General features: G+C 59.9%; 28 protein-coding genes. 19 read left to right on the top strand and 9 right to left on the bottom strand.

What is annotated here, in order from left to right:
- Nucleotides 1–147: 147 nt before the first annotated feature.
- The 10 genes from hflK (NBG89_RS26540) (at nucleotide 148) to NBG89_RS26495 (ending at nucleotide 9,020) form a co-directional block, all read left to right on the top strand.
- Nucleotides 148–2,175: a protease modulator HflK gene (hflK, locus tag NBG89_RS26540; RefSeq protein ID WP_431323273.1), complete on the top strand. Its 2,028-nt coding sequence runs from the start codon at nucleotides 148–150 to the stop codon at nucleotides 2,173–2,175.
- Nucleotides 2,168–3,178, top strand: coding sequence for a protease modulator HflC (hflC, locus tag NBG89_RS26535; protein ID WP_431323272.1), 1,011 nt, complete (start codon nucleotides 2,168–2,170; stop codon nucleotides 3,176–3,178). Before hflK (NBG89_RS26540) ends, hflC begins: the two co-directional genes overlap by 8 nt.
- Nucleotides 3,179–3,180: 2 nt before the next feature.
- Nucleotides 3,181–4,221, top strand: coding sequence for a protease modulator HflK (hflK, locus tag NBG89_RS26530; RefSeq protein ID WP_431323271.1), 1,041 nt, complete (start codon nucleotides 3,181–3,183; stop codon nucleotides 4,219–4,221).
- Nucleotides 4,218–6,170, top strand: coding sequence for a heavy metal translocating P-type ATPase (locus tag NBG89_RS26525; RefSeq protein WP_431323270.1), 1,953 nt, complete (start codon nucleotides 4,218–4,220; stop codon nucleotides 6,168–6,170). Before hflK (NBG89_RS26530) ends, NBG89_RS26525 begins: the two co-directional genes overlap by 4 nt.
- 481 nt (nucleotides 6,171–6,651) lie before the next feature.
- A complete protein-coding gene (locus NBG89_RS26520; RefSeq protein ID WP_431323269.1) occupies nucleotides 6,652–7,038 on the top strand; it encodes an ABC transporter substrate binding protein in 387 nt (128 codons plus the stop codon).
- A 163-nt stretch (nucleotides 7,039–7,201) separates the two neighbouring features.
- On the top strand, nucleotides 7,202–7,411 hold the full coding sequence (locus tag NBG89_RS26515; RefSeq protein WP_007797690.1) for a cold-shock protein: 210 nt from the start codon (nucleotides 7,202–7,204) through the stop codon (nucleotides 7,409–7,411).
- A gap of 127 nt (nucleotides 7,412–7,538) precedes the next feature.
- Nucleotides 7,539–7,817, top strand: coding sequence for a cold-shock protein (locus NBG89_RS26510; RefSeq protein ID WP_431323268.1), 279 nt, complete (start codon nucleotides 7,539–7,541; stop codon nucleotides 7,815–7,817).
- A gap of 50 nt (nucleotides 7,818–7,867) precedes the next feature.
- The gene (gene rpsU, locus NBG89_RS26505; RefSeq protein WP_007527643.1) at nucleotides 7,868–8,107 is read left to right on the top strand and encodes a 30S ribosomal protein S21; all 240 of its coding nucleotides are present in this window, start codon (nucleotides 7,868–7,870) and stop codon (nucleotides 8,105–8,107) included.
- Between the two features lie 51 nt (nucleotides 8,108–8,158).
- Nucleotides 8,159–8,386 (top strand): hypothetical protein, encoded by a 228-nt coding sequence (locus NBG89_RS26500; RefSeq protein WP_431323267.1) that lies wholly within the window; start codon nucleotides 8,159–8,161, stop codon nucleotides 8,384–8,386.
- 343 nt (nucleotides 8,387–8,729) lie between these two features.
- Entirely contained in the window at nucleotides 8,730–9,020 is a 291-nt protein-coding gene (locus NBG89_RS26495; RefSeq protein WP_431323266.1) for a hypothetical protein, read from the top strand.
- A 94-nt stretch (nucleotides 9,021–9,114) separates the two neighbouring features.
- On the opposite strand, the gene NBG89_RS26490 is transcribed toward NBG89_RS26495, so the two are convergent.
- Nucleotides 9,115–9,573, bottom strand: a complete 459-nt coding sequence (locus tag NBG89_RS26490) for a pyridoxamine 5'-phosphate oxidase family protein (protein ID WP_431323265.1) — start codon at nucleotides 9,571–9,573, stop codon at nucleotides 9,115–9,117.
- Between the two features lie 451 nt (nucleotides 9,574–10,024).
- On the opposite strand from NBG89_RS26490, the gene NBG89_RS26485 reads away from it, so the two are divergent.
- Entirely contained in the window at nucleotides 10,025–10,519 is a 495-nt protein-coding gene (locus NBG89_RS26485; protein WP_431323264.1) for an N-acetyltransferase family protein, read from the top strand.
- Between the two features lie 205 nt (nucleotides 10,520–10,724).
- Here NBG89_RS26485 and NBG89_RS26480 read toward each other — a convergent pair whose 3' ends face one another.
- The 8 genes from NBG89_RS26480 to NBG89_RS26445 all read right to left on the bottom strand — a co-directional run bounded on the left by NBG89_RS26480 (nucleotide 10,725) and on the right by NBG89_RS26445 (nucleotide 15,470).
- Nucleotides 10,725–11,399, bottom strand: coding sequence for a UPF0149 family protein (locus tag NBG89_RS26480; protein WP_431323263.1), 675 nt, complete (start codon nucleotides 11,397–11,399; stop codon nucleotides 10,725–10,727).
- 95 nt (nucleotides 11,400–11,494) lie between these two features.
- Complete coding sequence (locus NBG89_RS26475; RefSeq protein ID WP_431324564.1) at nucleotides 11,495–11,737, bottom strand: transposase; 243 nt, start codon at nucleotides 11,735–11,737, stop codon at nucleotides 11,495–11,497.
- Between the two features lie 96 nt (nucleotides 11,738–11,833).
- On the bottom strand, nucleotides 11,834–12,202 hold the full coding sequence (locus tag NBG89_RS26470) for a hypothetical protein (protein ID WP_431324563.1): 369 nt from the start codon (nucleotides 12,200–12,202) through the stop codon (nucleotides 11,834–11,836).
- Nucleotides 12,203–12,489: 287 nt separating this feature from the next.
- Nucleotides 12,490–12,573 carry a hypothetical protein gene (locus NBG89_RS26465; protein WP_431324562.1) on the bottom strand — a complete coding sequence of 28 codons (84 nt, stop codon included), beginning with the start codon at nucleotides 12,571–12,573 and terminating at the stop codon, nucleotides 12,490–12,492.
- A gap of 614 nt (nucleotides 12,574–13,187) precedes the next feature.
- Nucleotides 13,188–13,397 (bottom strand): hypothetical protein, encoded by a 210-nt coding sequence (locus tag NBG89_RS26460; protein ID WP_431323262.1) that lies wholly within the window; start codon nucleotides 13,395–13,397, stop codon nucleotides 13,188–13,190.
- A 407-nt stretch (nucleotides 13,398–13,804) separates the two neighbouring features.
- Nucleotides 13,805–14,242, bottom strand: coding sequence for a CBS domain-containing protein (locus NBG89_RS26455; RefSeq protein ID WP_431323261.1), 438 nt, complete (start codon nucleotides 14,240–14,242; stop codon nucleotides 13,805–13,807).
- A gap of 365 nt (nucleotides 14,243–14,607) precedes the next feature.
- The gene (gene ureG, locus NBG89_RS26450) at nucleotides 14,608–15,222 is read right to left on the bottom strand and encodes an urease accessory protein UreG (protein ID WP_431323260.1); all 615 of its coding nucleotides are present in this window, start codon (nucleotides 15,220–15,222) and stop codon (nucleotides 14,608–14,610) included.
- Nucleotides 15,223–15,338: 116 nt separating this feature from the next.
- Nucleotides 15,339–15,470 carry a hypothetical protein gene (locus NBG89_RS26445; RefSeq protein ID WP_431323259.1) on the bottom strand — a complete coding sequence of 44 codons (132 nt, stop codon included), beginning with the start codon at nucleotides 15,468–15,470 and terminating at the stop codon, nucleotides 15,339–15,341.
- 469 nt (nucleotides 15,471–15,939) lie between these two features.
- On the opposite strand from NBG89_RS26445, the gene NBG89_RS26440 reads away from it, so the two are divergent.
- The 8 genes from NBG89_RS26440 (at nucleotide 15,940) to NBG89_RS26405 (ending at nucleotide 23,351) form a co-directional block, all read left to right on the top strand.
- Nucleotides 15,940–16,698, top strand: a complete 759-nt coding sequence (locus NBG89_RS26440; RefSeq protein ID WP_431323258.1) for an urease accessory protein UreD — start codon at nucleotides 15,940–15,942, stop codon at nucleotides 16,696–16,698.
- A 26-nt stretch (nucleotides 16,699–16,724) separates the two neighbouring features.
- Nucleotides 16,725–17,027 carry an urease subunit gamma gene (gene ureA, locus NBG89_RS26435; RefSeq protein ID WP_431323257.1) on the top strand — a complete coding sequence of 101 codons (303 nt, stop codon included), beginning with the start codon at nucleotides 16,725–16,727 and terminating at the stop codon, nucleotides 17,025–17,027.
- Between the two features lie 105 nt (nucleotides 17,028–17,132).
- On the top strand, nucleotides 17,133–17,735 hold the full coding sequence (locus NBG89_RS26430) for a HupE/UreJ family protein (protein WP_431323256.1): 603 nt from the start codon (nucleotides 17,133–17,135) through the stop codon (nucleotides 17,733–17,735).
- Between the two features lie 12 nt (nucleotides 17,736–17,747).
- Nucleotides 17,748–18,059: an urease subunit beta gene (locus tag NBG89_RS26425; RefSeq protein ID WP_431323255.1), complete on the top strand. Its 312-nt coding sequence runs from the start codon at nucleotides 17,748–17,750 to the stop codon at nucleotides 18,057–18,059.
- A gap of 1 nt (nucleotide 18,060) precedes the next feature.
- Entirely contained in the window at nucleotides 18,061–19,764 is a 1,704-nt protein-coding gene (gene ureC / locus NBG89_RS26420) for an urease subunit alpha (protein ID WP_431323254.1), read from the top strand.
- A 71-nt stretch (nucleotides 19,765–19,835) separates the two neighbouring features.
- The gene (locus NBG89_RS26415) at nucleotides 19,836–20,897 is read left to right on the top strand and encodes an urea transporter (RefSeq protein WP_431323253.1); all 1,062 of its coding nucleotides are present in this window, start codon (nucleotides 19,836–19,838) and stop codon (nucleotides 20,895–20,897) included.
- 35 nt (nucleotides 20,898–20,932) lie between these two features.
- A complete protein-coding gene (locus tag NBG89_RS26410; RefSeq protein WP_431323252.1) occupies nucleotides 20,933–21,706 on the top strand; it encodes an urease accessory protein UreF in 774 nt (257 codons plus the stop codon).
- A 202-nt stretch (nucleotides 21,707–21,908) separates the two neighbouring features.
- Entirely contained in the window at nucleotides 21,909–23,351 is a 1,443-nt protein-coding gene (locus NBG89_RS26405) for a GntP family permease (RefSeq protein WP_431323251.1), read from the top strand.
- Nucleotides 23,352–23,410: the final 59 nt, after the last annotated feature.

Below are 23,410 nucleotides of genomic sequence, written 5' to 3'. Positions count from 1 at the left end.
GACATACCTGCCTCGTTGGCCGGCCTGACGTCCAGAAGCCTTGCGGATCAGAGCATGATACGTAATAACGTATCTCCACCCAGCTGGTCGCTGTGCTGAGAGGCAGATGCAAGACCATCTTCAGCGGCACAAAAGAGCGTACAAAGCATGGCAACGCCGAAAACGAGTTCCGATATTACGCAGCAGCTGCCAGAGATCAAAGACCGGCCAGACTTCCAACTTGCAGCGGTTCAAGCGCACGATCTTGCAAGCCAGGGCTTCAGTGTTTCGATCTTCGCGGCCCTGCTTCTACTCGGTGCTCTAATTGCGAATGACGTCAGCCTGAACGCAATCTGGATTGCGTTTTTTTGCAATAATGCGGCAGCGCTTATCCTGTTTGGGGCCGGGCTTCGATCCGCCCATGACGTCGCGCGGTGGCGTCGGGAGCAGGCCGGGCTTGCCTGTATCCCTCCTAAAAAGCCAGTGCGATGGCTTGTTGCTGTTGCGCGCTCGGTTTGGTCCGTGGAAGAGACGCAAGAACTGGATCGCGTGGAACGCTGGGCCGGGAGTGCATTTTCCCTAGCCGAGGTGGTCTTCTTCCGCATCGGCACCCGCCCGCTCTCAGTCTTCGGCCTTTCCCTTTTCGCATGTTTTATCGTCTATACCGGTTGGAGCCTGAAGGCGGACGACATGCAGATCGGAACGATGACCTTTCTGATCATTGCGCTCTGTATGGCTTTCGCCTTTCTGCTGCTGGTGACCGAGAGGCGGCTTGCCGCCATCGATGCGGAGGAATGGCCCGAGGCGAAAGCGATTTCGCAATTGGCGCGCTTGCCAATTTTCGTACTCGCACTGTCTTCCTTCTGCCTGTTCCTCAGCATGCGTGGATCCGGGCTCTCCATCAAACTCCTGGCGGTGTTGGGAGGCTTTGTTATCCTGGTCGGGCTTGAGTTCGTGCTCCGCGCGATCGCCTTCATGTTCCGCCCGCAACACGACAGCCGCGAGCCGGCATTGATCGCCACCAGCCTTGTCGCGGGCGCTCTCCAGTGGCCGCCCCGGCCGTTGGTCGGCATTCAATCGGAATTGCGAACCAGGCACGGCATCGACCTTCGCCAGATCTGGGCCCTTTCGTTCATTCGAAAGGCCGCACCGGCCATCATTCTCGCAACGCTGTTCCTAGGTTGGCTGTTGAGCGGCGTGCACGAGGTTCCGATGAACGGCCGGGGCGTCTACGAGCGGTTCGGCAAGGCCGAGAGTATCCTGCACTCCGGTCTGCATATCGGCCTTCCATGGCCGTTTGGTCGTGTCATTCCCATCGAGAACGGCAGCGTGCACGAGCTGGCAACCTCCGTCAGCACGAAGGGCGATGACGAGCCGCTGGCGGATGCCGAAGGGCCAGCGCCGGAAAGTGCCAACCGACTGTGGGATGCCTCTCATGTCAGCGAGAAATCGCAGGTCATAGCCAGCGGTACTGGCGGAAGACAGAGTTTTCAGATCGTCAACATGGACGTGCGCTTCGTTTATCGCATCGGTCTTTCGGATGAGGCGGCGATGAAAGCGGCCTATCGGGTCGCCGATCTTACGACCTTGATCGAAAGCACCGCAAATCGCGTACTGGTCCATGACTTTGCAAGAAGAACGCTCAACGACGTCCTCAGCGAAGGCCGGTTGTCGCTGGCAAACGATATCGCCTCGGTAGTCCAGAAGAACATGGATGAGCTGAACAGCGGCATTGAAATCCTGGCGGTCGTCATCGAGGCCATCCACCCACCCGCCGGCGCGGCCAATGCCTTTCACGGGGTCCAGGCAGCGCAGATCAGCGCGGAGGCGCTGGTTGCGCGCGAGCGGGGAGCGGCCGCCCAACTGGGCAACGAGGCGCAACGCAACGCGAGCCGCCACGAGGACAATGCGACGGCGACGGCAAGGGAAAGCATAGCAGCTTCAGAAGTCGCAAGGCTGCGCTTCCAGGCTGAGCAATCGGCTTTCCACGAGGCGGGACAGGCGTTTCTGACAGAGGAATACTTCAATCAACTGACGACGGGACTATCCCGCTCGAGGGCTCTCGTCCTCGATCACCGCATCGGCGGAAGCATCGCCCCGATCCTCGATCTGCGCGGCGGGATGTTGCCGGTCGATCCCGACACGACGCCTGAGCCTAACACTCCATACCAAAGCGAAGAAACCGGCCATGACTGACGCGCACGCCCATCTGGACTTAGACCATCATGGTCACGATCATCGTCATTCTCACGGCGATGATGACAACGAGACGATGCCTTTTCGGTGGTCCCGCCTGATATTTGCGATGATCATCGTCGCCACCATTGTGATCGCCGCCTGCCTCGTCCAGGTGAGATCGGGAACAGCAACTATCATCACCAGATTTGGCAATCCGGCTCGCGTTCTGATCGATCCCGGCCTCGCCTTCCGGCTTCCCATTCCCCTGGAGAAGACCATCGACGTCGATCTTCGCGCCAAATCGACGTCCAGCGGCCTGCAGGATGTGGGAACCAAGGACGGGCTGCGGATCATCGCGCAGGCCTATGCGATCTGGCAGGTCCCGCCTGATCCGGATGCCATCAAGCGCTTCGTCCGGTCGGTTCAGAACCAGCCGGACCAGGCCGCGGCACAAATCCGCACGTTCCTCGGATCGTCGCTGGAGACCACGGCCAGCAATTTCGAACTGTCGTCACTGATCAACCCCGATCCGGACAAGCTCCGGATCGATGCCCTGGAGGCGCAGCTCAAGGCCCAGATCGGACGGCAATTGTTTGATACCTACGGCTTGCGGGTTGTTGAGGTCGGTATCGAGCGCCTGACCCTGCCTTCGGTGACGCTGAGCGCCACCGTCGACCGCATGCGGGCCGAGCGTGAGACCATCGCCACCGAACGTGCAGCGATCGGCAAGCGCCAGGCCGCGGAAATCCGCTCAGCAGCCGAGCGCGACGCGAGAGTGCTGCAGGCGGACGCGACCGTGAGGGCCGCCGGTATAGAGGCGAAATCGCGCGTCGAGGCCGCGCAGATCTATGGAACAGCCTATAAAAGCGCGCCGGAACTTTACGAACTGCTCCGCTCCCTCGACACACTCGGCACGATCGTCAATTCCAACACCCGCCTTGTCTTGCGTACCGATGCCGCACCTTTCCGGGCCTTGGTCGATGGACCACCGAGCGCCGCGTCGGCTGGCGGAGCACATTAAGGATGCGCACCATCGGGGATAGGAATTCAACGGCGCAGCATCAGGCTGTTCGTCTGGTATCCGTGCTGCTGTCGGCGATCATGGCGTTGGCGGCGGTCGGCTGGGCAACATCCAATGTCAGGGAGATCGCGCCACAAAGCCGGGCTGTTGTCCTGCGCCTGGGCGCCTTGCACCGGGTGCAGGAATCCGGCCTGCTATGGGCCTTGCCGGCGCCGTTCGAAAACGTCTTGCTTCTACCCGACGCCGCAACGGTTCTGGAACGCCGGATCAATGGATTGCTTCGCTCGCCAGCCGCGCAGACCGGCGAGGCCGACGCTGCGACACAGAGCGATAGTTTGGCAGGATCGGGATATCTATTGACCGCAGACGCGAGCGTCGTTCAGCTCGATATCCGGGTCCTTTATCGGGTAACCGATCCCTTCGCCTATGTCCTGCAGGAGGAGCATGTCCTTCCCACGCTGGACCGCCTCGTGACCCGTAGCGCAGTTGTCATCTGCGCTTCCCGCGATCTCGACAGCATTCTGGTCGCACGCCCGGAACTGGTCTCCGCCGACAGTGGTACTGCCGAGCGCCGCGAACGGTTGCGCGCCGACCTGGTAAAGACCATCAACGCTAGCCTCGACGCGCTGAAATCGAAGGGCATGAGTCTCGGCATCGAGATCGACCGTGCCGACGTTCAATCCGCGCTGCCGACGACAGCCGTGAACGCGTTCGATGGGGTGCTGACGGCAAGCCAGCAGGCAGAGCAGGCGATTGCGTCAGCCCAAAACGATGCCGAGAAGGACAAGCAAGCCGCCAATCAGGAAGCCGACCGGATCGTACAGGTGGCTGAAGCCCAATCCAGCGAACGTCTAGCAGCGGCACGCGCCGACACGGCGACCATCACCGGCTTTGCAAGCGGGCAGGGACGCGATAGCGATCCCGGTCTTCTCTGGCGACTCTATCGGGATCGCGTCGCCAAAATCCTATCGCAAGCAGGCTCGGTGATCACGGTCGACCCGAAGGACGATGCGCGCCTCATTCTGCAGGGAGCCGACAAATGAGTGTTGCGAACGATCATTCCCACGCCTCGCATGGCCACACGCACCATCATAGCCATGTGCTCAGCGCCGGGCTGCTGAGCGCCAACGAAAAGCAGGCGGCCGCCGTTCAGCTTACCTTGGCCATGATCGCCTTGAGCCTGCTTGTGCTCGGCATTGCATGGCGCTGGTTTGCGCCGGACGAAGAGGGCGTCGGCCAGCTCCTGCTCGCGGCCGCCTCGCTGATCGTCGCGGTTCCGGTCATCCGCTCTGGTTGGCACAGTCTGCGCCATCCGAGCCTGCATGGCATCACCGATCAGCTGATCGCTCTGGCAATGCTGGCCGCCTGGGCTACCGGGGATTTACTGACTGCCGCTCTCTTACCTATCATCATGATATTCGGTCATGTGCTGGAGGAACGCAGCGTCATCGGATCAAACGAGGCGATGGAGGCGCTGGCACGCCTGACGCGCAGCCATGCGCGACTGATCACACCGAGTGGTGGAACACGAGAGGTCGATAATATTGCCTTGAAGCCGGGCGATCTGGTGGAGGTCAGGGCGGGAGACCGCATTCCCGCCGACGGTCGGGTCCGACAGGGACAGGCGAGCCTCGACACTGCGCCCATCACCGGCGAATCAGTGCCTCTCGAGGTCTCAACCGGCATGGACGTCTTCGGCGGCGCGATCAATCTCGACGGCCGTCTTGAGATCGAGGTGACGAGAACCGGCGAAGATTCGACGCTCGGAAAAGTCATCGCGCTGATGCAGCGGGCAGAAAACTCGAAGCCGCCGATCACCCGACTGCTGGAGCGCTACGTCCAGCAATATCTGGGCTTCGTCTTGACGGTTGCAGCGATCGCCTGGTTCCTTACCTACAATGACCAGATCATGCTTGCCATCCTGGTCGCGGCTTGCCCGTGCGCGCTAGTCCTGTCCGCGCCAGCGACGGCGGTTGCCGGCATTGCGGTGGCGGCGCGCCATGGCATCCTCATCCGCAGCCCGGCATTCCTGGAGGAGTTGGCCGATCTGACGTCGCTGATCATCGACAAGACCGGCACGCTCACCTTTGGGCGACTTCGGTTGCAAGAGATCAGACTGACCGCGAATGCGGATCGGGAAGCTGTTCTGGCTTTAGCGGCGTCGTTGGGGGCTGCCAGCAGCCATCCGGTTAGCCGAGCCATGGCATCGCTCGTTGCAAATGACGCATACTATTCGCTAACGAATGTCAGGGAGATCCAAGGCCTGGGTGTGATTGCCACCGGGACCGCCGGCGAAGTCGCACTTGGACGTTCCGAACTGTTTGAACGTATGTCCATCAATGTTCCTTCGGTTCCCTTCCATGACGGTCCACTCGCCGGGATATCCATCAACGGAGACTTCGTCGCCTGGCTGCTCCTGTCGGATACGATCAAACCGGAGGCCGCAGATGCAATGATGGATTTGCGGGCGCTCGGCCTCAATCGACAGCTTCTGCTGACCGGCGACCGCCAGTCCGTCGCGCAGACCTTGGCGCAGGAGATTGGCATAAACGACGTCATGGCTGAGGCCCTGCCTGCCGATAAGTTGAAACGTGTGTTGAGCGAAACCAAGAGCGGCTTCAAGCCTCTTGTCGTCGGCGACGGAATCAACGACTCGCTGGCGCTGAAGGCGGGCGCTGTCGGGATTGCGATGGGCGCGGGCGGCGCCGATATCGCGCTGGCCTCCTCAGACATCATTCTCATCGGCAGCGATTTGCGGCGGCTCGGCACGTGCATCCGGCTCGCCAGACTATGTCGACAGACATTGAAGACCAACGTCATCATAGGCCTCGGCTGGACGGTCGCGATCGTCGCCTTGGCTGGATTTGGTTTTCTTGGAGCGGCGGGAGCCGTCGTTGCGGCAATCCTGCACAATTTCAGCACCTTGCTGGTGCTCGCGAATGCCGGCCGGCTGATGAGATACGACGAAGCGCTTGCAGTGCGACGCGTATGAGGCAGGTCGGATTGACGGCCAGAGATCGTGGAGTTGGTTCCGGCTCGGCATGAGGTGGAAACCCGCAACTCATCGGCGTAACTCCTGGCTGACCGGCGACGTGGGCGCCATGAGGTCGTTGGTGGCCAATGGATTTCCGGCTGGGCGCAAATGCGCAATGGCGTCAGGAAAATAGCGAATCTGTCCGACTCCTGAGAACGCATGCCGAACCTGCCCGCTTGACTGCGGAGCCGGTTAGTTTGTCAAAGGCAGAAAACAGATGGAATGACTCTCCGGTTCCCGGTCCATAGTAGCTCTTGAAACTCGCGCACAGAGGCGACCGCTCTGACGGAGGCCAGATTCCGTGATCTTCATGGTAGGCTGCGGTGCCGAAGCGAAGGCGTCGAGGGGTGCTCAATGGATCGGAAAGTCGCTACGGGTGAGATGCAGAAAACCACATCTGAACACCCTGCCGGTTGTGGGAGTTCTCTTGGCAGGCGACATGACGTATCCGAGCTTGGCTGCCTTCTTTGAACAGATGCAGGAGCTTGGCTACAGGGACGGAGAAACGGTGCGGCTCGAAGCACGCTTTGCGGAGTGCGGCTTGGAAGATCTCCCAACCCTTGCGGCCGACCTCGTCCAATGCGGTGCCGATGTGATCGCCGTCGTTGGCGCCGTGACCTATTGGGCGGCACGCAAAGTGGCGCCGGATCTACTGATTGTCTTCGCCATCGTGCTGGATCCCGTCTCGGCAGGAATGACCGACAAGGCGGAAAAGCCAGGCGGCAGGACGACAGGATGCACGAATTTCGATCCGTGCGAGATCGGCGAGCAAATTCGGATCCTGAATAAGGTCGTGCAGCCGCCCCCATCCGACGCGTGGCATTAATTGATGCCTTGTTTAATCCAGAGTTTGCGATATATGTAGGTCATCGACCGTTGGTTGTGACCTTTGTCAAAGAGCTCGAAGCTCCTTCAGATTTCCTCTCAAGATCGATCTTTAGCCCTGTGAATAGACGCATGGCAGTAACGACCATTGAAAGGAGATCGTTATGAATTCAGGTACCGTTAAGTGGTTCAACAGCACCAAGGGCTTCGGCTTCATTCAGCCGGATGATGGCAGCACGGACGTTTTCGTTCACATATCCGCTGTTGAGCGCGCTGGTCTCGGCAATCTGTCCGATGGCCAGAAGATCACCTACGATCTCGTTCGCGACAAGAAGTCAGGCAAGAATTCTGCCGACAACCTGCGCGCAGCTTAATTCTTATTCGGCCCCGGCTGACCACGAATGTACTGGCAGCCAAGTGCCTGATGGCAGAGGCCGGGGTCATGCCCGGCCTTTTGCGCTCTTGACGATCAAGACAGTTGGGTGAAATCAAGTGGCACGAATGCCCAGATACGCTGTCGGCGACAGTATCGTTTTGAAGGACGGCTTCGTCCGTACCGAGACGGCAGGCAGGACCTGCAAGATCACGGCGGTTCTTCCGTCTGAAGGCAGTCGCCCGCAGTATCGCGTTCGATTCGAGGCCGAAAACTTCGATCGGCGGATTCTGGAGAGCGATATCGACCTAAACCAATCCGCACCGCCGTCGCCCGCGATTGCCAAGGTCATGGATATTCAGGGCGGATCCTGGTTGAAAACCTCGAGCATCAGGGTGCGGAAGTAGTTTCCACACGGACCAACGGCAAACGAGTTTGCCGCATGAAAGGAAAGAATTTGCAGGTTCTCGTCCGAGACAACAATGTCGACCAGGCGCTTCGCGTGCTGAAGAAGAAGATGCAGCGCGAAGGTTTGTTCCGCGAGTTCAAGGCACGCAGCGCTTATGAAAAGCCATCCGAGAAGCGTGTTCGCGAAAAAGCCGAAGCGGTTCGCCGCCAGCGTAAGCTTGCGCGCAAGAAGCTTCAGCGTGAAGGTCTTCTTCCGGCTCCGAAAAAGGCAGTCCGTCCGGCCCGCTGAACGGATCGGGCGGTCTCCGGCTGGAGAGAGAGAGAGAAAGAGAGAGAGCAGATGACTTCAAAAGATGAATTCTTCAATCCGGCCAAGCTCTCATCGCGGGAAAAGGCGTCCGTCACCGATACGACGGCGAGGTCCATTATCAACGCGGAGGCCGCAGCTCGCGAAAAAAAGACCGAGAAGCTGAAGGCCTTGCGCTTGCAGCACGAAGCCGAAGCGTCACCGGTGACGGCTCCTGCGAAGAGACGGCGGACTGCGCAAAAGCCGTCGTCATCCTCCTGAAAGCGAGGCTTCTCCAATTCGGAAGTTCGCAGGCGCGAAGGCAATTTGCTGTCGGCCAAATCGACGTTTCTGCCGCGGATCGCTTCCAGCTTCTGGACGTGCTCGTCGGTTGGACGATAAGCCTCGCGCGTTCGTTCCAGGTAAAACGATTTCGGCAAAGCAGGCGGGCAGTACGGTGATATCGAGCGTGCGTTGATGGAGCTCGGACTGATCGTAGCAGCCGCACCTTGCGGTCACTCGACTCTCTAGGAAAGCCCCATATTTAGCTGGTGAGCGAACTGCGATATCTGCTAAGAATCGCCACAGATGAAACTAATATCATCCGTGCGCTGAAGGTTGATCGATGATTGAGAAGATCGCAACAATGGCCGTGACGGCGTTACTCCTCGCAAGCTGCATGGTCGTTTCAGGCTCTTACTCGTCTGACGGCCTGGCACCCATCCCTGGCAGCATAACCTACAACGGTCAGCCGCGCACGAAGCTCACGAAGTCGCCGATCGGTTCTTCGTTCCCCCACACTTTTACGGATCAGACGGGACGCGAAGTCGAGGAAATCTATATCATTCAGCCTGACAGAACCTTGCTTATCGCAGAACGCCACTACCGGCCTTTCCTCGCCTGGAGCCGTCGCTAGAACTCGGCGAAGATGGGAGCGGCCCGATAATCTCGCCGTTGGCCAAAGGAGTTCAACCGCCGCCCGGTCCCCAGTCGCCTCGTCCGGATGGGTCCTATTCCGATTGCGTGGCAATCCGGCCCGAGACGTCGTTCAAATAGATGCCATAGAAGAGATGGACGGGAGCACTCGCCGGAGGAACTTCGGTTGGCTTCAGCGATCCGATCTCCCACCAGTTCAGATGTTTTTCCAGCAAGGACCACGCGTGCAGGCGCTCCTCATGCCAGGCGTCGTCGTCCGGCAGTTCCTGAAACCTCCCATTGACCACAACGCTTTTCCAACTTCCCTCTGACAGCCACTCCTCGACCTGAAGACAGACGTTCGGATTCTTGCGCATCCATTCGACTTTCCGTCCCGGCATCGAGAAGCTGTAGGCTACTCTTGCCTTGAAAGCGAAGTAGGTCGGAACGAGGTATGGTTGCCCTTCGTTGCAGCAGGCCAGATGGCCATAGTGGGCGCCATTCAGCGTTTCCAGGCATTCTGCCTGTGTCATGTTTCTGAGTGCCATTGCCATTTTTCTCGCTCCCGATCCAAAAAAACGGTCCTGGGTAGAATGTTGGAAGTGAACATCCCATCGGTTCCCGTCGCCGCTCGACCGGTGCAAGAGCAGTCTGGCGACCGGCTGCGATTGTCACGACGATAGAAATAGCGCGTTGTCGAAGACGAACCAGCGCAGCCGTGGGTGGCAGCCCTTGATGCGCAACCCGCTGCTTCTCGGGCAAGACGCGCCTCAAGCGTATCCGAGCACGATCGGGCACGGTCGGTGGTCCAAAAGGCCAGCTGGATAGACCTCAGGCCGGGAGCTCGGTGTTTCTGCCTCCAGAAGCAGGCGCCGGTCGGGGGCGGCGTCATCGGTCCCACGACGCGGCGACTATGCCACGTCAGGCGCGCTGCCGGTCAGAAACCACGGCAAGGATGAAACGGGCTAGCGGCGGCCCCGGACATCGCATAGACTTCACAGACCAATGACAACGGCATCAATAAAATCCACCGTAAAAATCCGCCCCGCCACTTCGGCGGACGCGGCCGCACTTGGTCATTTCGGCGCGCTGCTGGTCGCACTCCACCATGAGCTCGACCCGGCCCGCTTTATCGCAGCCACGGTAAACACCCCATCAGGATATGCCAATTTCCTTGAACGCGAGTCGAGCCGAGGCGATGCAGTCGTGCTTGTCGCACAAGAAGACGGCACGATTGTCGGATATGCGTACGCGGCCCTCGAAGGAGCCGACTACATGTCCCTACGGGGCCCGGCGGGTGTTATCCACGACCTCTTCGTGGATCCGGCACGTCGGCGAGGGGGTGTTGGTAGAATGCTGTTCGATGCAGTCGTTGCAGAAATGGACATAAGGGGCGCTGAGCGGATCGTACTTTCTACGGCATATGGAAACGACGCGGCACGGCGCCTGTTTGCCTCCGCGGGCTTTCGTCCGACGATGGTCGAGATGACCCGAAGCTGAAGACCGATTCGAGCTTTGACAAGGGCGCCGGCCCAGGGCCCAACAGGAATTAATCCGACGGATCCCGGGCGGGGCCGCTTTCCACGAAGGAGCGAGTGTAAGGCACCCCAGTGTCGTCGGCTCGCGTTGCTGACCTCCATTGGGTTCTTCAGCATATTTGGTGCAGGTCAGGGTCTCCGCCTGCTTGCGGTTTCACTATGGTTGTTCAGGCGTGAGCGCCACAGCATTTTTTGAATTTTTTGCCTGATCCACACGGGCAGGGATCGTTTCGGCCGGGACTGGCAAACGAGCGCAGGCCAGCAGAGGCGCTTTTCTTTTCGAGTTCAGACATACGCCAATAGGCCGCAATTGCCAAAACGGTGTCTGGCAGGGCCTCAATTGCGTCGTCAATCACCTGCTCTTTTTCCTCGATGGCAAGTTCTTCGGGCAGATTTTCCGGATCACAGAGCAGCATGATGGGAACGAGCAGAATCGCGGCTTCAGACTTGAGCATCTTCGTCCAGTGACGCTGGCGCAACGCGAAGGACTCGACAAAGCCGTCAGCCCAGTCCCAGGCGATGACGGTGTCGCCGGATTGCCAAAAAATAGGCTCGACGGTCTCGTTCTCTATTTGCCGGACGATCTCGTCATAACGGCCCATAATGGCCCCAAGGACAGCCTGCGCTTGGCTCTCATCGTCAAACTGAGGCGCAGACTCACCCCAAATAACCGGCAACCACTCGTCGGGCGGGATTGCCTCCGGCCCGACGGCGATGCCGGTCAAAAAGCCATCCAGGTCGGACAGCAGCATACTCTCCGCTGGAGAACTGTCGGACATGAGATAAGCTTCAAGATCATCAAGGCTCATTGCTTCGGTGAAGGACGTTTGATGCGCAGTCATATCGCAATCCTTGTAGAGCTTCGAACAAATCTAAGGCCGACGCTCCGCCCCAGGCAATGCTCAATGGTTCCCGTCCCCCGCAATTTGAGTGTCAGCTATGCCGTCAGTAGAACGCGACCGCGCAGCAGCGCGTAACCGGCACGGCCATACATCTGCCGCTTCAGCGTCTTCAGGCGATTGATCTGACCCTCGACGGGGCTGGTCGTCCATCGATGATTGATCGCGCCGCGGACGGCCTCGACGTCGCGGCTAATTCCGGCAGCCAAAGAGGCCAGTTCGCTGTCCCCGGCCTCAGTGATCCATCCCTCCAGGAGGGAGGCATCATCACCCCGCAATATCGCTTCTAATCGGCGAGAAAGATGCCCGGCAACCGAAAGCTGCGGCGCATATTCGTAAACATGCTTCAGGAAACACTCGGTCTTTGTGTCACCGGATTAAGGGTCCTGGCCCAGAAGCCATGCGCATGCGCGCCGAGATGGCGGTCGCCAGGGCCGGCTCTTTTCGCCTTTAGATGATTGTGGCTGCTTCTTCAGGGCTGCGATCCATCGGTAAACGGTTGCACGGCTCCCTTTAAATCCCTGGGTTTTGATCTCGGACAGAAGCTGTCGGCCATTGTGACATCCTTCGTTCCAACGTCGACGAAGATAGTCCTCGAACGGCAGGAGGGTATGGTACAGAGCCGAAGGGCGGTGGTGTTCGGGTTCACCGCCCGCTGCCAGCCAGCGTTCAATTGTACGCACACTCATGCCGACCTGTGGCGCAATCTGCTTCGCAGAGGTGATCCCCGCATCACGCAGACGCATCACCTCCTCATACAGATCACGACGTTGCAGCTTTCGCTGGTGCCGCAAGCTTTGCAGCGATGTTGGCGTCTGCGACGGGTGTTCGGGGAGTTCACTTCCTGTGGCGATCTCATTCATCGCGGCGACGCCGGCAAGACGGACAGCTTTGCGATTTCGGCCGACCGCCAGACGAAGAGCCTCACCCAAATTCGTAAGAAGATGCCATCGATCCGCGATCTGAGCGGCATCAGGGGCGCCTCGTCGTGCCCCTTCTGCATAAACGCCAGCACGGTCGTGGGCGATAATTTCTACGCCAGGATGGCGGGCAGCCATTCGGCTACAACATCAGCATTTCGTTCGGGAAGGAGATCATGAACGCGGTTGCGTTCCAGATCGCAGACAATCGTGCCGTAACGCTGGCCCTTGCGCCAGGCGCAATCGTCGATCCCAACGATCCGAGGGGCAGGATAGGATTCGTGCACCGATGAGCTCACCGTTCGCAGAAGTGTATCGCCGCTCACAGGAATGGTCAGCTTTTGCGATAAGCGACCACCGGGCTCGCCTCCTGCCGTAAGTCCGACCGCTGTTTGTGCCGCTTTGAGGCAGTTGGTTCGACGGGCCTTGGCAGAAACCAATTCCGGAAATCGTTCGGTGAAGATGCGCGTCGTGCATTGACTATCGACACAACGAAAACGCCTGGCACGAAGCCGGATCGCCGCAGCTTGATCCTGGAAAGGCAGATCGGCAAGCCGGCGCAGGTAATGGCTGTGAACGCGCCCTGGAGCGATCGCAAGTGGCCGAGGCCGAAATCGACCGCGCCGAAATAACGACAGCGCCGCATTGGCGCACGATCTCCACGACCTCGAAATTCTCCGGAAGCAACGAGTTGAAAAAGTGAAGCACGAGCAAATCACTGCATAGACTACGATTCCGAATCTATGACCGTATTCGCGCCGCACGTGAATCCTCCTGCACCAAATATGCGGAAGAACCCTCCATTGGCGGATTACCGCCAGGCCATCTCGTTTTTCTGTTCATAGTCGCTGAAGGCCTTCCTGAGACCGATAAGCACTTCCGCTGCGGTTTCAAACATAGCCCTCAACTGCGGCTCTTCAACCTTCCCGATATCTCCGCGCAAGTGATCGACCATTTCCTGAAGGCGCATCTGCATCTTTTGCGTATGGTGACGCGGGTCCCGATCTGCTTTGCTGACCATTGGCCTTCTCCTGTAGGGCTCGTGGCTCGTTTTTCGCCCTGTCTTTTTAGGTTGCAGGTTAACCGGCCTCTACGGTCTTGGTTCCCGATGTCATGTCGATTGCCGGTATCTTCACGTGCTTCATCGCGCGGGGCGGGGAGATCCCGAGATGGTCGAGGAGCTAGCCCCATGAGATAACACCTCCTCGTTGCGCGCCTGTTGATTGTGCCGAATTCGGCAACAGGGCTGACGAGATTGCGGCCGGACATCAGTCTCGAAGCCCCGATCCGAACGGCATCCGCCGCCAGACCGGAACGGACGAGCCAGGCAGAAAGGATGCGCAATGCGGCCCGCGGTGTCCGATCTGACCGAGGTCAGTGAACCAGTCGCGGGCTCGCTGCCAGTTTTCCTGTGGCGCTATGCGAACGTCAGTGCGCTGTCTGCGAGTGTGCGCCGCCGCGTTGCGAAATGCCGCTCAGTGCTCGGCCTGTTTCCATGGCCTCGCCCTTCTTGGCGAGATCACCAAGCGAGATGATGCCGACCAGCCGCTTGCTTCGGTTCAGCACCGGCAAGCGCCGTACTTGGAGATCGCCCATGTTGTGAAGGACGTCTTCCACGTCTTCGTCATCGAAGCAGTATTTGACGTCGGTACTCATCACATCGCGAACCTTGGCATCCGGGCCTTTGCCTTCTGCCACGCCACGAATGGCGATGTCGCGATCGGTGATCATGCCGACCAGCCTATCGTTTTCGCCCACCGGGAGAACGCCGGCATCGAGACGGCCCATCATCAAGGCGACATCCCGCAATGTGTGTTCCGGATCGGTGATCTGAACGTCGGTCGTCATGCAATTGCTGACTTTCATGATAGCCTCCCTCGTATTGCCCACGCCTACTGGCGCGGGATAAAAAGAATCAACGCGCACCGGTCGGAAACGTTCCTGCCAATGAGCCCTTTAGCCGACCACCCTGCAAAGTTCGCATGGCCATGGGCCGGGACGACAGATCGGCCATCGGTCGGCACGGCTCCCAGTGCCAATTCCGTTTGTCAAAGCGTCTTCGGTCAATGACGCACGAGCGTGCCCGCCGTCAGGATCTCTTGAAGGACAAGGATGAAAATCGATCCGACGAACGCAAGCACATACGACACTCCCGCTCGGCGAAGTCGCTGAATCTATGGTGTTGATCCGATCCCAATACCGCCAGGGTCCAGTAGTCAGGCGCTTAGGGCTTAAGTCAGCCCGCCATTTTCGACGATAAAGTCAATGATGTCCTTGAGGCCCTTTCCGCGCGAGAGGTCCGTAAATGCGAAGGGCCTTGTTCCTCGCATGTTGGCCGCATCGGTCCGCATGATATCCAGATCAACGTTCACATAGGGGGCTAGATCACATTTGTTGATGATCAGGAAATCAGATTTCGTAATACCTGGACCACCCTTGCGGGGAATTTCCTCGCCCTGACACACCGAGATGACGTAGAGCGTCAAATCGGCGAGGTCAGGTGAAAAGGTGGCCGCGAGATTGTCGCCCCCGGACTCTATGAAGACTACGTCGAGGTCGGGGAATCTCCGGCTCATCTCGGCGATGGCCTGCAAATTGATGGAGGCGTCCTCACGGATCGCCGTGTGCGGACATCCACCGGTCTCGACGCCCATGATGCGGTCTTCCGACAGCGCCTGCTGGCGCGCCAATATGAGCGCATCCTCCTTGGTGTAGATGTCGTTGGTGATGACGGCGATCGAATAATCGTTACGCATCGACATGCAGAGCTGCCCCGCCAGCATCGTCTTGCCGGAACCGACGGGGCCGCCAATCCCGACGCGAAGGGGACCGTTTCTCGAAGACATGCGCTTTGCCTTTCGTCGTTCGTGAACTGAACCCCTTGGCTACGAAACCGGCGAACGGGGCGAGGAACCGAGGCTCGCCTGACGCGAAGCATCGCCTTCATTCCGGCTCGTCGTGTCTATGGCGATGCGATAGTCGTGGTGACGCCCATCGTCCTGGCGGTGGCGGTCGCGAGTGCAATTCCTGCCGGCGATCGCACGGAGGGCTCGTCCGCGGCCTCGATCTCCAGACGGATGTCGTCTTCGAACATGAGGACATCCCGGGACTGCCGCAAGACCGGATCGAGGAAGCCTTGGCACGCGACAGCGAGGTCGGCTTTCCGGCCCTATTCTCCGACGCGCATAGCACGGTAATACTCAACACCAGATTTCCCTCGGACATCAGAGGGCTAGAGAGCCCTCAATTCGCGTGGAGACTGTTTTGCTTCTTTTACTTGATTGTCATGCGATGTTCTATCGCGAGAGGCGAGAATGACGAAGTTTGGGACGAAAGCACAAGGATCTGGACGGAAAGCCGATCACATCCACACGGTCGGATGATAGCCTCTTCAAGGTAACCGCTTTCGAAATCGGTGACGAAAGATGAGGCGTCCGCAGTCTCCGCCCGACTTGCCGTCCAGCAGCGCCGCGACAGGGCACGCGCAGTCTGTGCCGCTGCCAAGCAGCTGGTTGGGAGAACTGGAGTTGTGGTTCGGGTCGCGCGGCGGGAGGACTGCACTGATGCGGCAGCGCCACGTTGGTCCTCTTGTCGTCCAACGCCCTTTTCACCCTGAGGCAGACGGCACCTGCCACGTCTATCTGTTGCACCCACCGGGCGGCATCGCCGGCGGCGACAAGCTCGAGACGAAAATTCATCTTGGACCCGGCACAAAAACCCTTCTGACGACCCCCGGCGCCACGAAGTTCTACCGCAGCACGCATGGCGGTGGTGAGCAGCGCATATCGATCAGCGTCGGCGAAGGTGCGGTCTGCGAACATCTTCCTCAGGAGACGATCCTGTTTGACGGGGCCGACGCCTCTATCGACACCAGCGTCCTCCTTGCCGCGGGAGCAAGCTATGTGGGTTGGGACGTCCTGAGCCTGGGGCGGCCCGCAGCGGGCGAGGCGTTTAAAAGCGGCAGGATCAGCCAGCGCATCGAGGTCCTTTGTGACGCCGGGCCGATCTGGTTCGAGCGCCTGCATCTGAGCGGCGGCTCGCCGCTTTCTCAGGCATCCTATGCGCTGGCCGACCAGCCGATCCTCGGCACGATGATCTATGTCGGGGACGCTGCGGAAGGCTGTGCCGAACGGGTGCGTGGAGCGCTCCGGGAGCGTGGCGCAGACGTGTTTTCGGTCAGTCAGCTGGAGCGGGTTGTCGTATGCCGCTACCTCGGTCAGCGGGTGTCTGAGGCCAAGAGCCTGTTTGCCAGCACGTGGGACGTTTTGCGGACAGCATGCCTCCGCAAGCCGGCGAACGCTCCGCGGATCTGGGCAACGTAGGCATCGTTGAGCGAGGAACAGAAACGATGGAACTTTCACCGCGCGAGAAGGACAAGCTGATCGTCTTCACGGCAGGATTGCTGGCTGAACGCCGCAGGGCTCGAGGCATCAAGCTCAACTATCCGGAGGCGATCGCCTATATTTCCGCAGCCATCCTTGAGGGTGCGCGCGAAGGCCGGACGGTCGCCGAGCTGATGTCGTATGGAGCAACCCTTCTGGCCCGAGACGACGTCATGGAAGGTATTCCCGAAATGATCCACGACATCCAGATCGAAGCGACTTTTCCAGACGGCACGAAGCTGGTCACCGTGCATGAACCGATCCGCTAGGACAGAGAAATGCTTCAGTTTCGGCAAGACCGAATGCTCCCACCACCTCGTCGCTGCTCGAGATCGCGCAGCCGTCATCTGTCGGTTTTCATGAAAGGTCCTTCCATGTCCGCCACCGCAAAGATCAAGGAAGCCGGGCTCGCCGCAGTCCTTCTGACCGCCTCGGCTCTGCCCGCCTACGCCCATGTCGGCATGGGCGCGACCTCGTCATCGTCCTTCATAGCAGGCTTTATCCACCCATTCCTGGGGCTTGATCATGTGACGGTGATGATCGCCGTCGGCCTGTGGGCGGCGCTGAAGGGCGGCAAGGCGATCTGGGCGTGGCCTGCGGCCTTTGTCGGCGTCATGCTGGCCGGTGGCGCGCTTGGCATGCTCCATGTGCCGGTCCCCTTGGTCGAACCGGGCATTCTGGCCTCGGTCGTGGTGCTCGGCATCCTGGTGGCGCTTGCGGTCAACCTGCCGGTCGCTGCTGGCATTGCTGTCATCGGCTTGATGGCACTCCTGCATGGCCATGCCCACGGAAGCGAGATCCCGGAAAATGCGCCCGGGCTCGAATATATGGCCGGCTTTGCGCTTGCCACCCTCATGCTCCACGGTATCGGGATTGCTGCCGGTTGCGGCTTCGGGCCGAAGCTGCGCAACTTCGTGCCGGCGGCAGGGGCCGCCTGCGCGGCAATCGGCGTCAGCCTGGCCTTCGGCATGATTTGAGGAGGCGATACGATGATCCCGGGTGAATTCTTCATCGAGGCCGGCACGGTGAGCCTCAACGCCGGCAGAGAGGTCTGCACGATCGACGTGGCGAATACCGGCGATCGGCCAATCCAGGTTGGTTCCCACTACCATTTCTATGAAACGAATACGGCGCTTCGGTTCGATCGCGAGAAGACGAAGGGATTCCGCCTTAATATTCCGGCGGGAACCGCCGTCCGTTTCGAGCCCGGGCAGGAGCGACCGGTCGAGCTGGTTGCGCTTGCAGGCGAGCGCAAGGTTTACGGCTTCAATGCCATGATCATGGGCAGATTGGGAAACTGAGATGGGCACGATCACGCGAGAGAACTATGCTTCCCTTTACGGCCCGACCAAGGGCGACAGGATCAGGCTCGCCGACACGGAACTCGTCATCGAAGTCGAGACCGATCACACCATTTACGGTGAGGAAGTAACCTTCGGCGGCGGCAAGGTCATCCGCGATGGCATGGGCCAAGGCCAGGCGCTGGCAGCCGAGGTCGCCGATCTCGTCATCACCAACGTCGTGATCCTCGACCATTGGGGCATCGTCAAGGCCGATGTCGGGATCAAGGCCGGCCGCATCTCGGGCATCGGGAAAGCTGGCAATCCTGATATTCAGCCGGGTGTCACCATCGTCGTCGGCCCCGGTACCGACGTCATCGCGGGCGAAAGCAAGATTTTGACCGCAGGCGCGGTTGACACCCACATTCACTTCATCGCGCCGCAGCAGGCGGACGAAGCTCTGGCTAGCGGTACGACGACGCTGGTGGGCGGCGGCACGGGTCCTTCTGTCGGAACGCTGGCGACCACGGTGACGCCCGGACCTTGGAACATCCATCGGATGCTCGAAGCCATTGAGGACCTGCCGATCAACGTCGGACTTCTCGGCAAGGGAAACGCAAGCTTGCCAGAACCGCTACGCGAACAGATCCGCGCCGGTGCCATAGGATTGAAACTGCACGAGGATTGGGGAACGACCCCTGCTGCCATCGACACCTGCCTGACGGTTGCCGACGAAGAGGACATCCAGGTCGCCATCCATACGGACACGCTGAACGAGAGCGGCTTCGTGAAGGATTCCTTTGCCGCGATGAAAGGGCGTGCGATCCACTCATTCCACACGGAAGGTGCCGGCGGCGGCCATGCTCCCGACATCATCACGGCGGTTGGGCAGGAAAACATCCTCCCTTCATCCACGAATCCGACGCGGCCCTACACGATCAACACGATCGACGAGCATCTCGACATGTTGATGGTCTGTCACCACTTGAGCCCGCAGATACCCGAAGACGTGGCCTTTGCCGAGTCGCGAATCCGCAAGGAGACGATCGCGGCCGAGGACATCCTGCACGATATCGGTGCACTTTCGATGATGTCGTCTGATTCGCAGGCCATGGGCCGGATCGGCGAGACTACGGTGCGTTGCTGGCAGACGGCCCATAAGATGAAGGTTCAGCGCGGACCGCTGCCCGAGGATAGCCCGCGCAATGACAATTTCCGCGCCAAACGGTACGTCGCCAAATACACCATCAACCCGGCGATCACCCATGGCTTTGCCCACGAGCTTGGCTCGATCGAGGTCGGCAAGCGGGCCGACCTGGTGTTGTGGAAGCCGGCGAGTTTCGGCGTAAAGCCGTCGCTGGTGCTGCTAGGCGGCATGATCGCCACAGCGCCAATGGGCGATCCGAACGCTTCGATTTCCACGCCACAGCCAGTGCATTTCCGCCCGATGTACGGCGTCCTTGGTCGCGCCCGCTTTTCGACCGGTGCCACCTTCGTATCAAAAGCAGCGCTCGATGCGGGCATCGGCGACAAACTCAAGCTGAACAAGGCCCTGGTTGCGGTGAAAGGCACGCGGTCCATCCGCAAGAAGGACATGATCCACAATGCGCTTACGCCAAACATCGAAGTGGATCCGCAGAATTACCAGGTGCGTGTGGACGGCCAGATCATCACCTGTGAGCCGGCGACGGTCCTGCCGATGGCGCAGCGCTATTATCTGTTCTGACAAAGCTGCGACCGGGAGGCCACGAAATCTGGACCAAACGGCGGGACCTTGGCAGTGCGCGGGAGAATGTGGTGAACCAGAATTACTTCCAGGACCACCGGGCATTCGGATTTATCGACTGGTCGCTGCGAGGCATCGGTCAGGTCGTGTTTCAGAACAATCCCCTGTGCGGGTTGGTCATTCTGGCGGCTCTATTTTACAATTCATGGATCTACGGGCTGATCTGCCTGCTCGGCGTCGTCGTCAGCACTGCCACCGCGATCGTGCTTAAGGCCGACAGCGGGTTGATCCGCAATGGCCTTTACGGCTTTAACGGCGCGCTTGTCGGCCTTGCACTCGTCGCCTTCACCAGCGAGAACTTCCGCACCGGCGCGGTGCCTTCGTTTTATCTCGCCGTCTACATTGTCTTCGCAGCAGCCATGACGACGATGGTTTTTGCTGCGCTGGCCAACCTGTTGGGCCCGTACAGGGTGGCGGCGCTCACCATGCCTTTCGTGCTGGTCGGATGGCTCTTCCTTTTCGCGGTGCTAAAGTTCGACAATATCGAGGCCGGTCCGCTGGCCAAGCCGGTCTCTCCGGACCAATACGCAGACGGTGTCGCCTATGTGCTGCCGACCTGGTACATGGGTATCGGCAACGCGATCGGGCAGATCTTCTTCCAGGATAACTGGGTCAGTGGCTATCTCATCATCATCGGCATTGCCATTCACTCGCGCATCGCCGCGGCAATGGCCGTCATCGGAGCAGCGCTGGCAGCGCTCGTGGCAGCAGCCTTCGGCGGGCCGGAAGGCGCTATTCGGGACGGCTTGTTCGGGTACAATGCAGCGCTCACGGCCTTGGCGCTTGGCGGCTTTTTTCTTGTCCTGACCTGGCAGAGTTTTGCCTACACGCTTTTTGGCGTGGTCGTGACGACCTGGCTTTGGGCATCGGTTGCAATTTTCCTCGAACCGATCGGCATGCCGGTCTTGACCTCGACCTTCGTTATCGTCACCTGGCTGATGCTGATAGGCGCATATGCGTTCAAGGCGCTGGAGCCGGTCCCGCCGGCTGAAGCGACGACGCCGGAAGACAATCGGCGACGCTATCTGGCTGCGGACCGCAGCGCATCCCGTTCAGAGCGAAAAATAGCGTAACCTTCAAATGGCAAGGAGCAGGGGATTTGGACAACATGACCTTTGACCGCTCTGCAAGCGACGCATCGAAAATTCATCGCCTTCCGTCTTATGCCGCGCGCCAAACCGTGGAGCCCGCCCGGCAGGGAGGCGCTGTCGACACGGACAATGCCGTCCCACTTCATCTTCTGCGGCTTGTCAGTCCGAGCCTGCCTGTCGGTGCGTTTTCCTATTCCCGTGGCCTTGAATGGGCAGTGCATGCCGGGTGGGTAAAAAATGATGCGACGGTACGCGACTGGATCCTTGGCTCCCTCGAAAACATCTTCGCGGTGGTGGATGGCGCACTGTTCTGGCGCATGATCCAGGCGCTCTATGCTGAAGACCGTTCGGGCTTTTCCCATGCGAACGCCTGGCTTGCGGCGTGTCGTGAAAGCAGCGAGATGCAGGCTGAAGACCGGCGCATGGGCGAAGCCTTGATCATTCTCCTCAAAGCACTCGGCGTTCCAGCGGCACAGGCCTATGCGGGCACCGAACTGACCTATCCGGCAAGCTTCGCGATTGCTGCCCATCACTGGCAGGTGGCGCCATTTTCTGCATTGCAGGGGCTGATGTGGGCGGTTGTGGAGGCGCAGGTTGCGGCCGCCATCCGCGTGGTCCCGCTCGGTCATGTCGCTGGCCAGCGCATACTGATCGATGCCGTTCCGATCGTCGAACGAAGTGCCGCCTCGGCCATTACTCTCGACGATGCCGAGATCGGCAATCTGTCCGTTGCGCAGGCCATGGCGAGCGCATGGCATGAAACACAGTATAGCCGCCTGTTTCGATCCTGAGCGTTGGCGGCGCTGTCCCGACTTGAGCAATCGATGGGGCAGAAGGCGAACGACGACGCTACTTGGCGATGCCAGATTGGACGACCGGCCGGGCCTGGATTGGATGGTGTCCTTGGAAAGGGGTGGCAGCGGTGGTTCACGTGGATTGCCGGTGACCGTCGACATCGAAGCCGAGAACTCAGTTTGGATGAAAGGCTGAAACATGGGATTGGTTGGGATACTGCTCGCGCTCGCCCTGCTGATATGGCTTGCCTATCGCGGATGGAGCGTGTTGATCGTGGCTCCGCTGGCTGCACTGGTGGCGGCTGCGATCTCCGGCGAGCCACTCCTTGCCAGCTGGACGCAGACGTTCATGGGAGGGGCTGCGCGCTTCGTCGCGCAGTGGTTCCCGATGTTCCTGCTCGGTGGTTTGTTCGGCAAGCTCATGGACGACAGCGGTGCGATCATATCGATCGCGCGGTTCTTCACCGAACGGCTCGGAACGAAGCGCACGATGCTGTCGGTCGTGCTTGCCTCGGCCCTGGTCACCTATGGCGGCGTCAGCGTCTTCGTCGCCTTCTTCGTGCTGGTACCCATGGCGGACGAGATGTTCCGGGCGGCCAACATCCCGCGCCGGTTGATGCCGGCCACCATCGGTCTCGGCGCGTTTACGTTCACGATGTCGGTGATGCCGGGAACGCCTTCGGTCAACAACGCCATTCCGATGCCGTATTTCGGTACGACGACCTTCGCCGCGCCTGGTCTGGGCATCATCGCTTCAATCATAATCTTCGCTTTGGGCATGTGGTGGCTTGCCCGCGCCGAAGCTGCAGCACGCAGGGCCGGCGAGGGTTACGTTGGCACAAAAACGGCCTTTGCCCTCGACGACAGGACCCGCGAGCAGGCGGCAATGGCCGGCGATTTCGACCCGGCGGAGATCGATCACGGCAAGCGCAGTGCCAGCTTGCCGCCCTTCTTCCTTGCTTTTTTGCCGCTCGTGGTGGTCATTGTCGTGAATTTCCTGATGGCCCTGGTCGTGCTTCCGCGCATGGACTTTGCGTTCCTCGCCGAGGAGGCCTGGGGCCGGACCACGATCGGAGCAGTGGCCGGCATATGGTCCGTCGTCCTTGCGCTTGCTGCTGCCATACTGACCGTCATTATCGTCAATTTCCGACGCCTGCCTGCGCTGCGCGAAACCCTTGATGCCGGCGCCAACTCTGCCGCCGTGCCGATCCTGATGATCGCCAGTCTCGTAGGCTTCGGCGCCGTCATTGGCACACTGCCCGCATTCGTTGCGGTTCGCGACGCCGTGCTGGAAGTCCCCGGAGGGCCGCTGGTTTCGATCATCGTCGCCATGAATGTGCTCGCAGGGCTCACAGGCACGGCTTCGGGCGGAATGGCGATTGCGCTTAATGCGCTCGGCGACAACTTCATGACACTTGCGAGCGAGCACGGCATCAATCCGGAGCTGATGCACCGGCTGACAACGATCAGCGCGGGCACTCTGGACGCCCTCCCTCACAACGGCACTGTACTGCTTCTGCTTCAGATCAGCAAACTCACGCACCGTGAAAGCTATGGCGACATGGTGATGACTGTCATCGTCAATGTCATCATCGCGCTCGTCGTGGTCACCGTGCTCGGTTCGATGTTCGGCTCATTCTGACGGGCGTGCATTTGGCGCGAGGTGTTTCGGTAGGGTAAGGGCGAGCCGGCAACAAGCCT

The sequence above is a fragment of the Rhizobium sp. YTU87027 genome (genome assembly GCF_050644135.1).
In the GTDB taxonomy this organism is placed as follows: Bacteria; Pseudomonadota; Alphaproteobacteria; order Rhizobiales; family Rhizobiaceae; genus Rhizobium.
The sequence above is the reverse complement of the archived record's forward strand: the minus strand, read 5'-3'. Positions and strand labels throughout refer to the sequence as shown.

Coding starts and splice junctions, on each gene's coding strand:
- ureG (WP_431323260.1), bottom strand. CDS start 15,222: ATGTCTTCGAGAAACGGTCCCCTTCGCGTCGGGATTGGCGGCCCCGTC.
- hflC (WP_431323272.1), top strand. CDS start 2,168: ATGACTGACGCGCACGCCCATCTGGACTTAGACCATCATGGTCACGAT.
- NBG89_RS26445 (WP_431323259.1), bottom strand. CDS start 15,470: ATGTTCGAAGACGACATCCGTCTGGAGATCGAGGCCGCGGACGAGCCC.
- NBG89_RS26495 (WP_431323266.1), top strand. CDS start 8,730: ATGATTGAGAAGATCGCAACAATGGCCGTGACGGCGTTACTCCTCGCA.
- NBG89_RS26520 (WP_431323269.1), top strand. CDS start 6,652: ATGACGTATCCGAGCTTGGCTGCCTTCTTTGAACAGATGCAGGAGCTT.
- NBG89_RS26405 (WP_431323251.1), top strand. CDS start 21,909: ATGGGATTGGTTGGGATACTGCTCGCGCTCGCCCTGCTGATATGGCTT.
- hflK (WP_431323271.1), top strand. CDS start 3,181: ATGCGCACCATCGGGGATAGGAATTCAACGGCGCAGCATCAGGCTGTT.
- NBG89_RS26480 (WP_431323263.1), bottom strand. CDS start 11,399: ATGACTGCGCATCAAACGTCCTTCACCGAAGCAATGAGCCTTGATGAT.
- NBG89_RS26510 (WP_431323268.1), top strand. CDS start 7,539: ATGCCCAGATACGCTGTCGGCGACAGTATCGTTTTGAAGGACGGCTTC.
- NBG89_RS26455 (WP_431323261.1), bottom strand. CDS start 14,242: ATGAAAGTCAGCAATTGCATGACGACCGACGTTCAGATCACCGATCCG.
- ureA (WP_431323257.1), top strand. CDS start 16,725: ATGGAACTTTCACCGCGCGAGAAGGACAAGCTGATCGTCTTCACGGCA.
- hflK (WP_431323273.1), top strand. CDS start 148: ATGGCAACGCCGAAAACGAGTTCCGATATTACGCAGCAGCTGCCAGAG.
- NBG89_RS26525 (WP_431323270.1), top strand. CDS start 4,218: ATGAGTGTTGCGAACGATCATTCCCACGCCTCGCATGGCCACACGCAC.
- NBG89_RS26470 (WP_431324563.1), bottom strand. CDS start 12,202: ATGCGTCTGCGTGATGCGGGGATCACCTCTGCGAAGCAGATTGCGCCA.
- NBG89_RS26460 (WP_431323262.1), bottom strand. CDS start 13,397: ATGGTCAGCAAAGCAGATCGGGACCCGCGTCACCATACGCAAAAGATG.
- NBG89_RS26425 (WP_431323255.1), top strand. CDS start 17,748: ATGATCCCGGGTGAATTCTTCATCGAGGCCGGCACGGTGAGCCTCAAC.
- ureC (WP_431323254.1), top strand. CDS start 18,061: ATGGGCACGATCACGCGAGAGAACTATGCTTCCCTTTACGGCCCGACC.
- NBG89_RS26430 (WP_431323256.1), top strand. CDS start 17,133: ATGTCCGCCACCGCAAAGATCAAGGAAGCCGGGCTCGCCGCAGTCCTT.
- NBG89_RS26485 (WP_431323264.1), top strand. CDS start 10,025: ATGACAACGGCATCAATAAAATCCACCGTAAAAATCCGCCCCGCCACT.
- NBG89_RS26515 (WP_007797690.1), top strand. CDS start 7,202: ATGAATTCAGGTACCGTTAAGTGGTTCAACAGCACCAAGGGCTTCGGC.
- NBG89_RS26500 (WP_431323267.1), top strand. CDS start 8,159: ATGACTTCAAAAGATGAATTCTTCAATCCGGCCAAGCTCTCATCGCGG.
- NBG89_RS26490 (WP_431323265.1), bottom strand. CDS start 9,573: ATGGCAATGGCACTCAGAAACATGACACAGGCAGAATGCCTGGAAACG.
- NBG89_RS26440 (WP_431323258.1), top strand. CDS start 15,940: ATGCGGCAGCGCCACGTTGGTCCTCTTGTCGTCCAACGCCCTTTTCAC.
- NBG89_RS26410 (WP_431323252.1), top strand. CDS start 20,933: ATGACCTTTGACCGCTCTGCAAGCGACGCATCGAAAATTCATCGCCTT.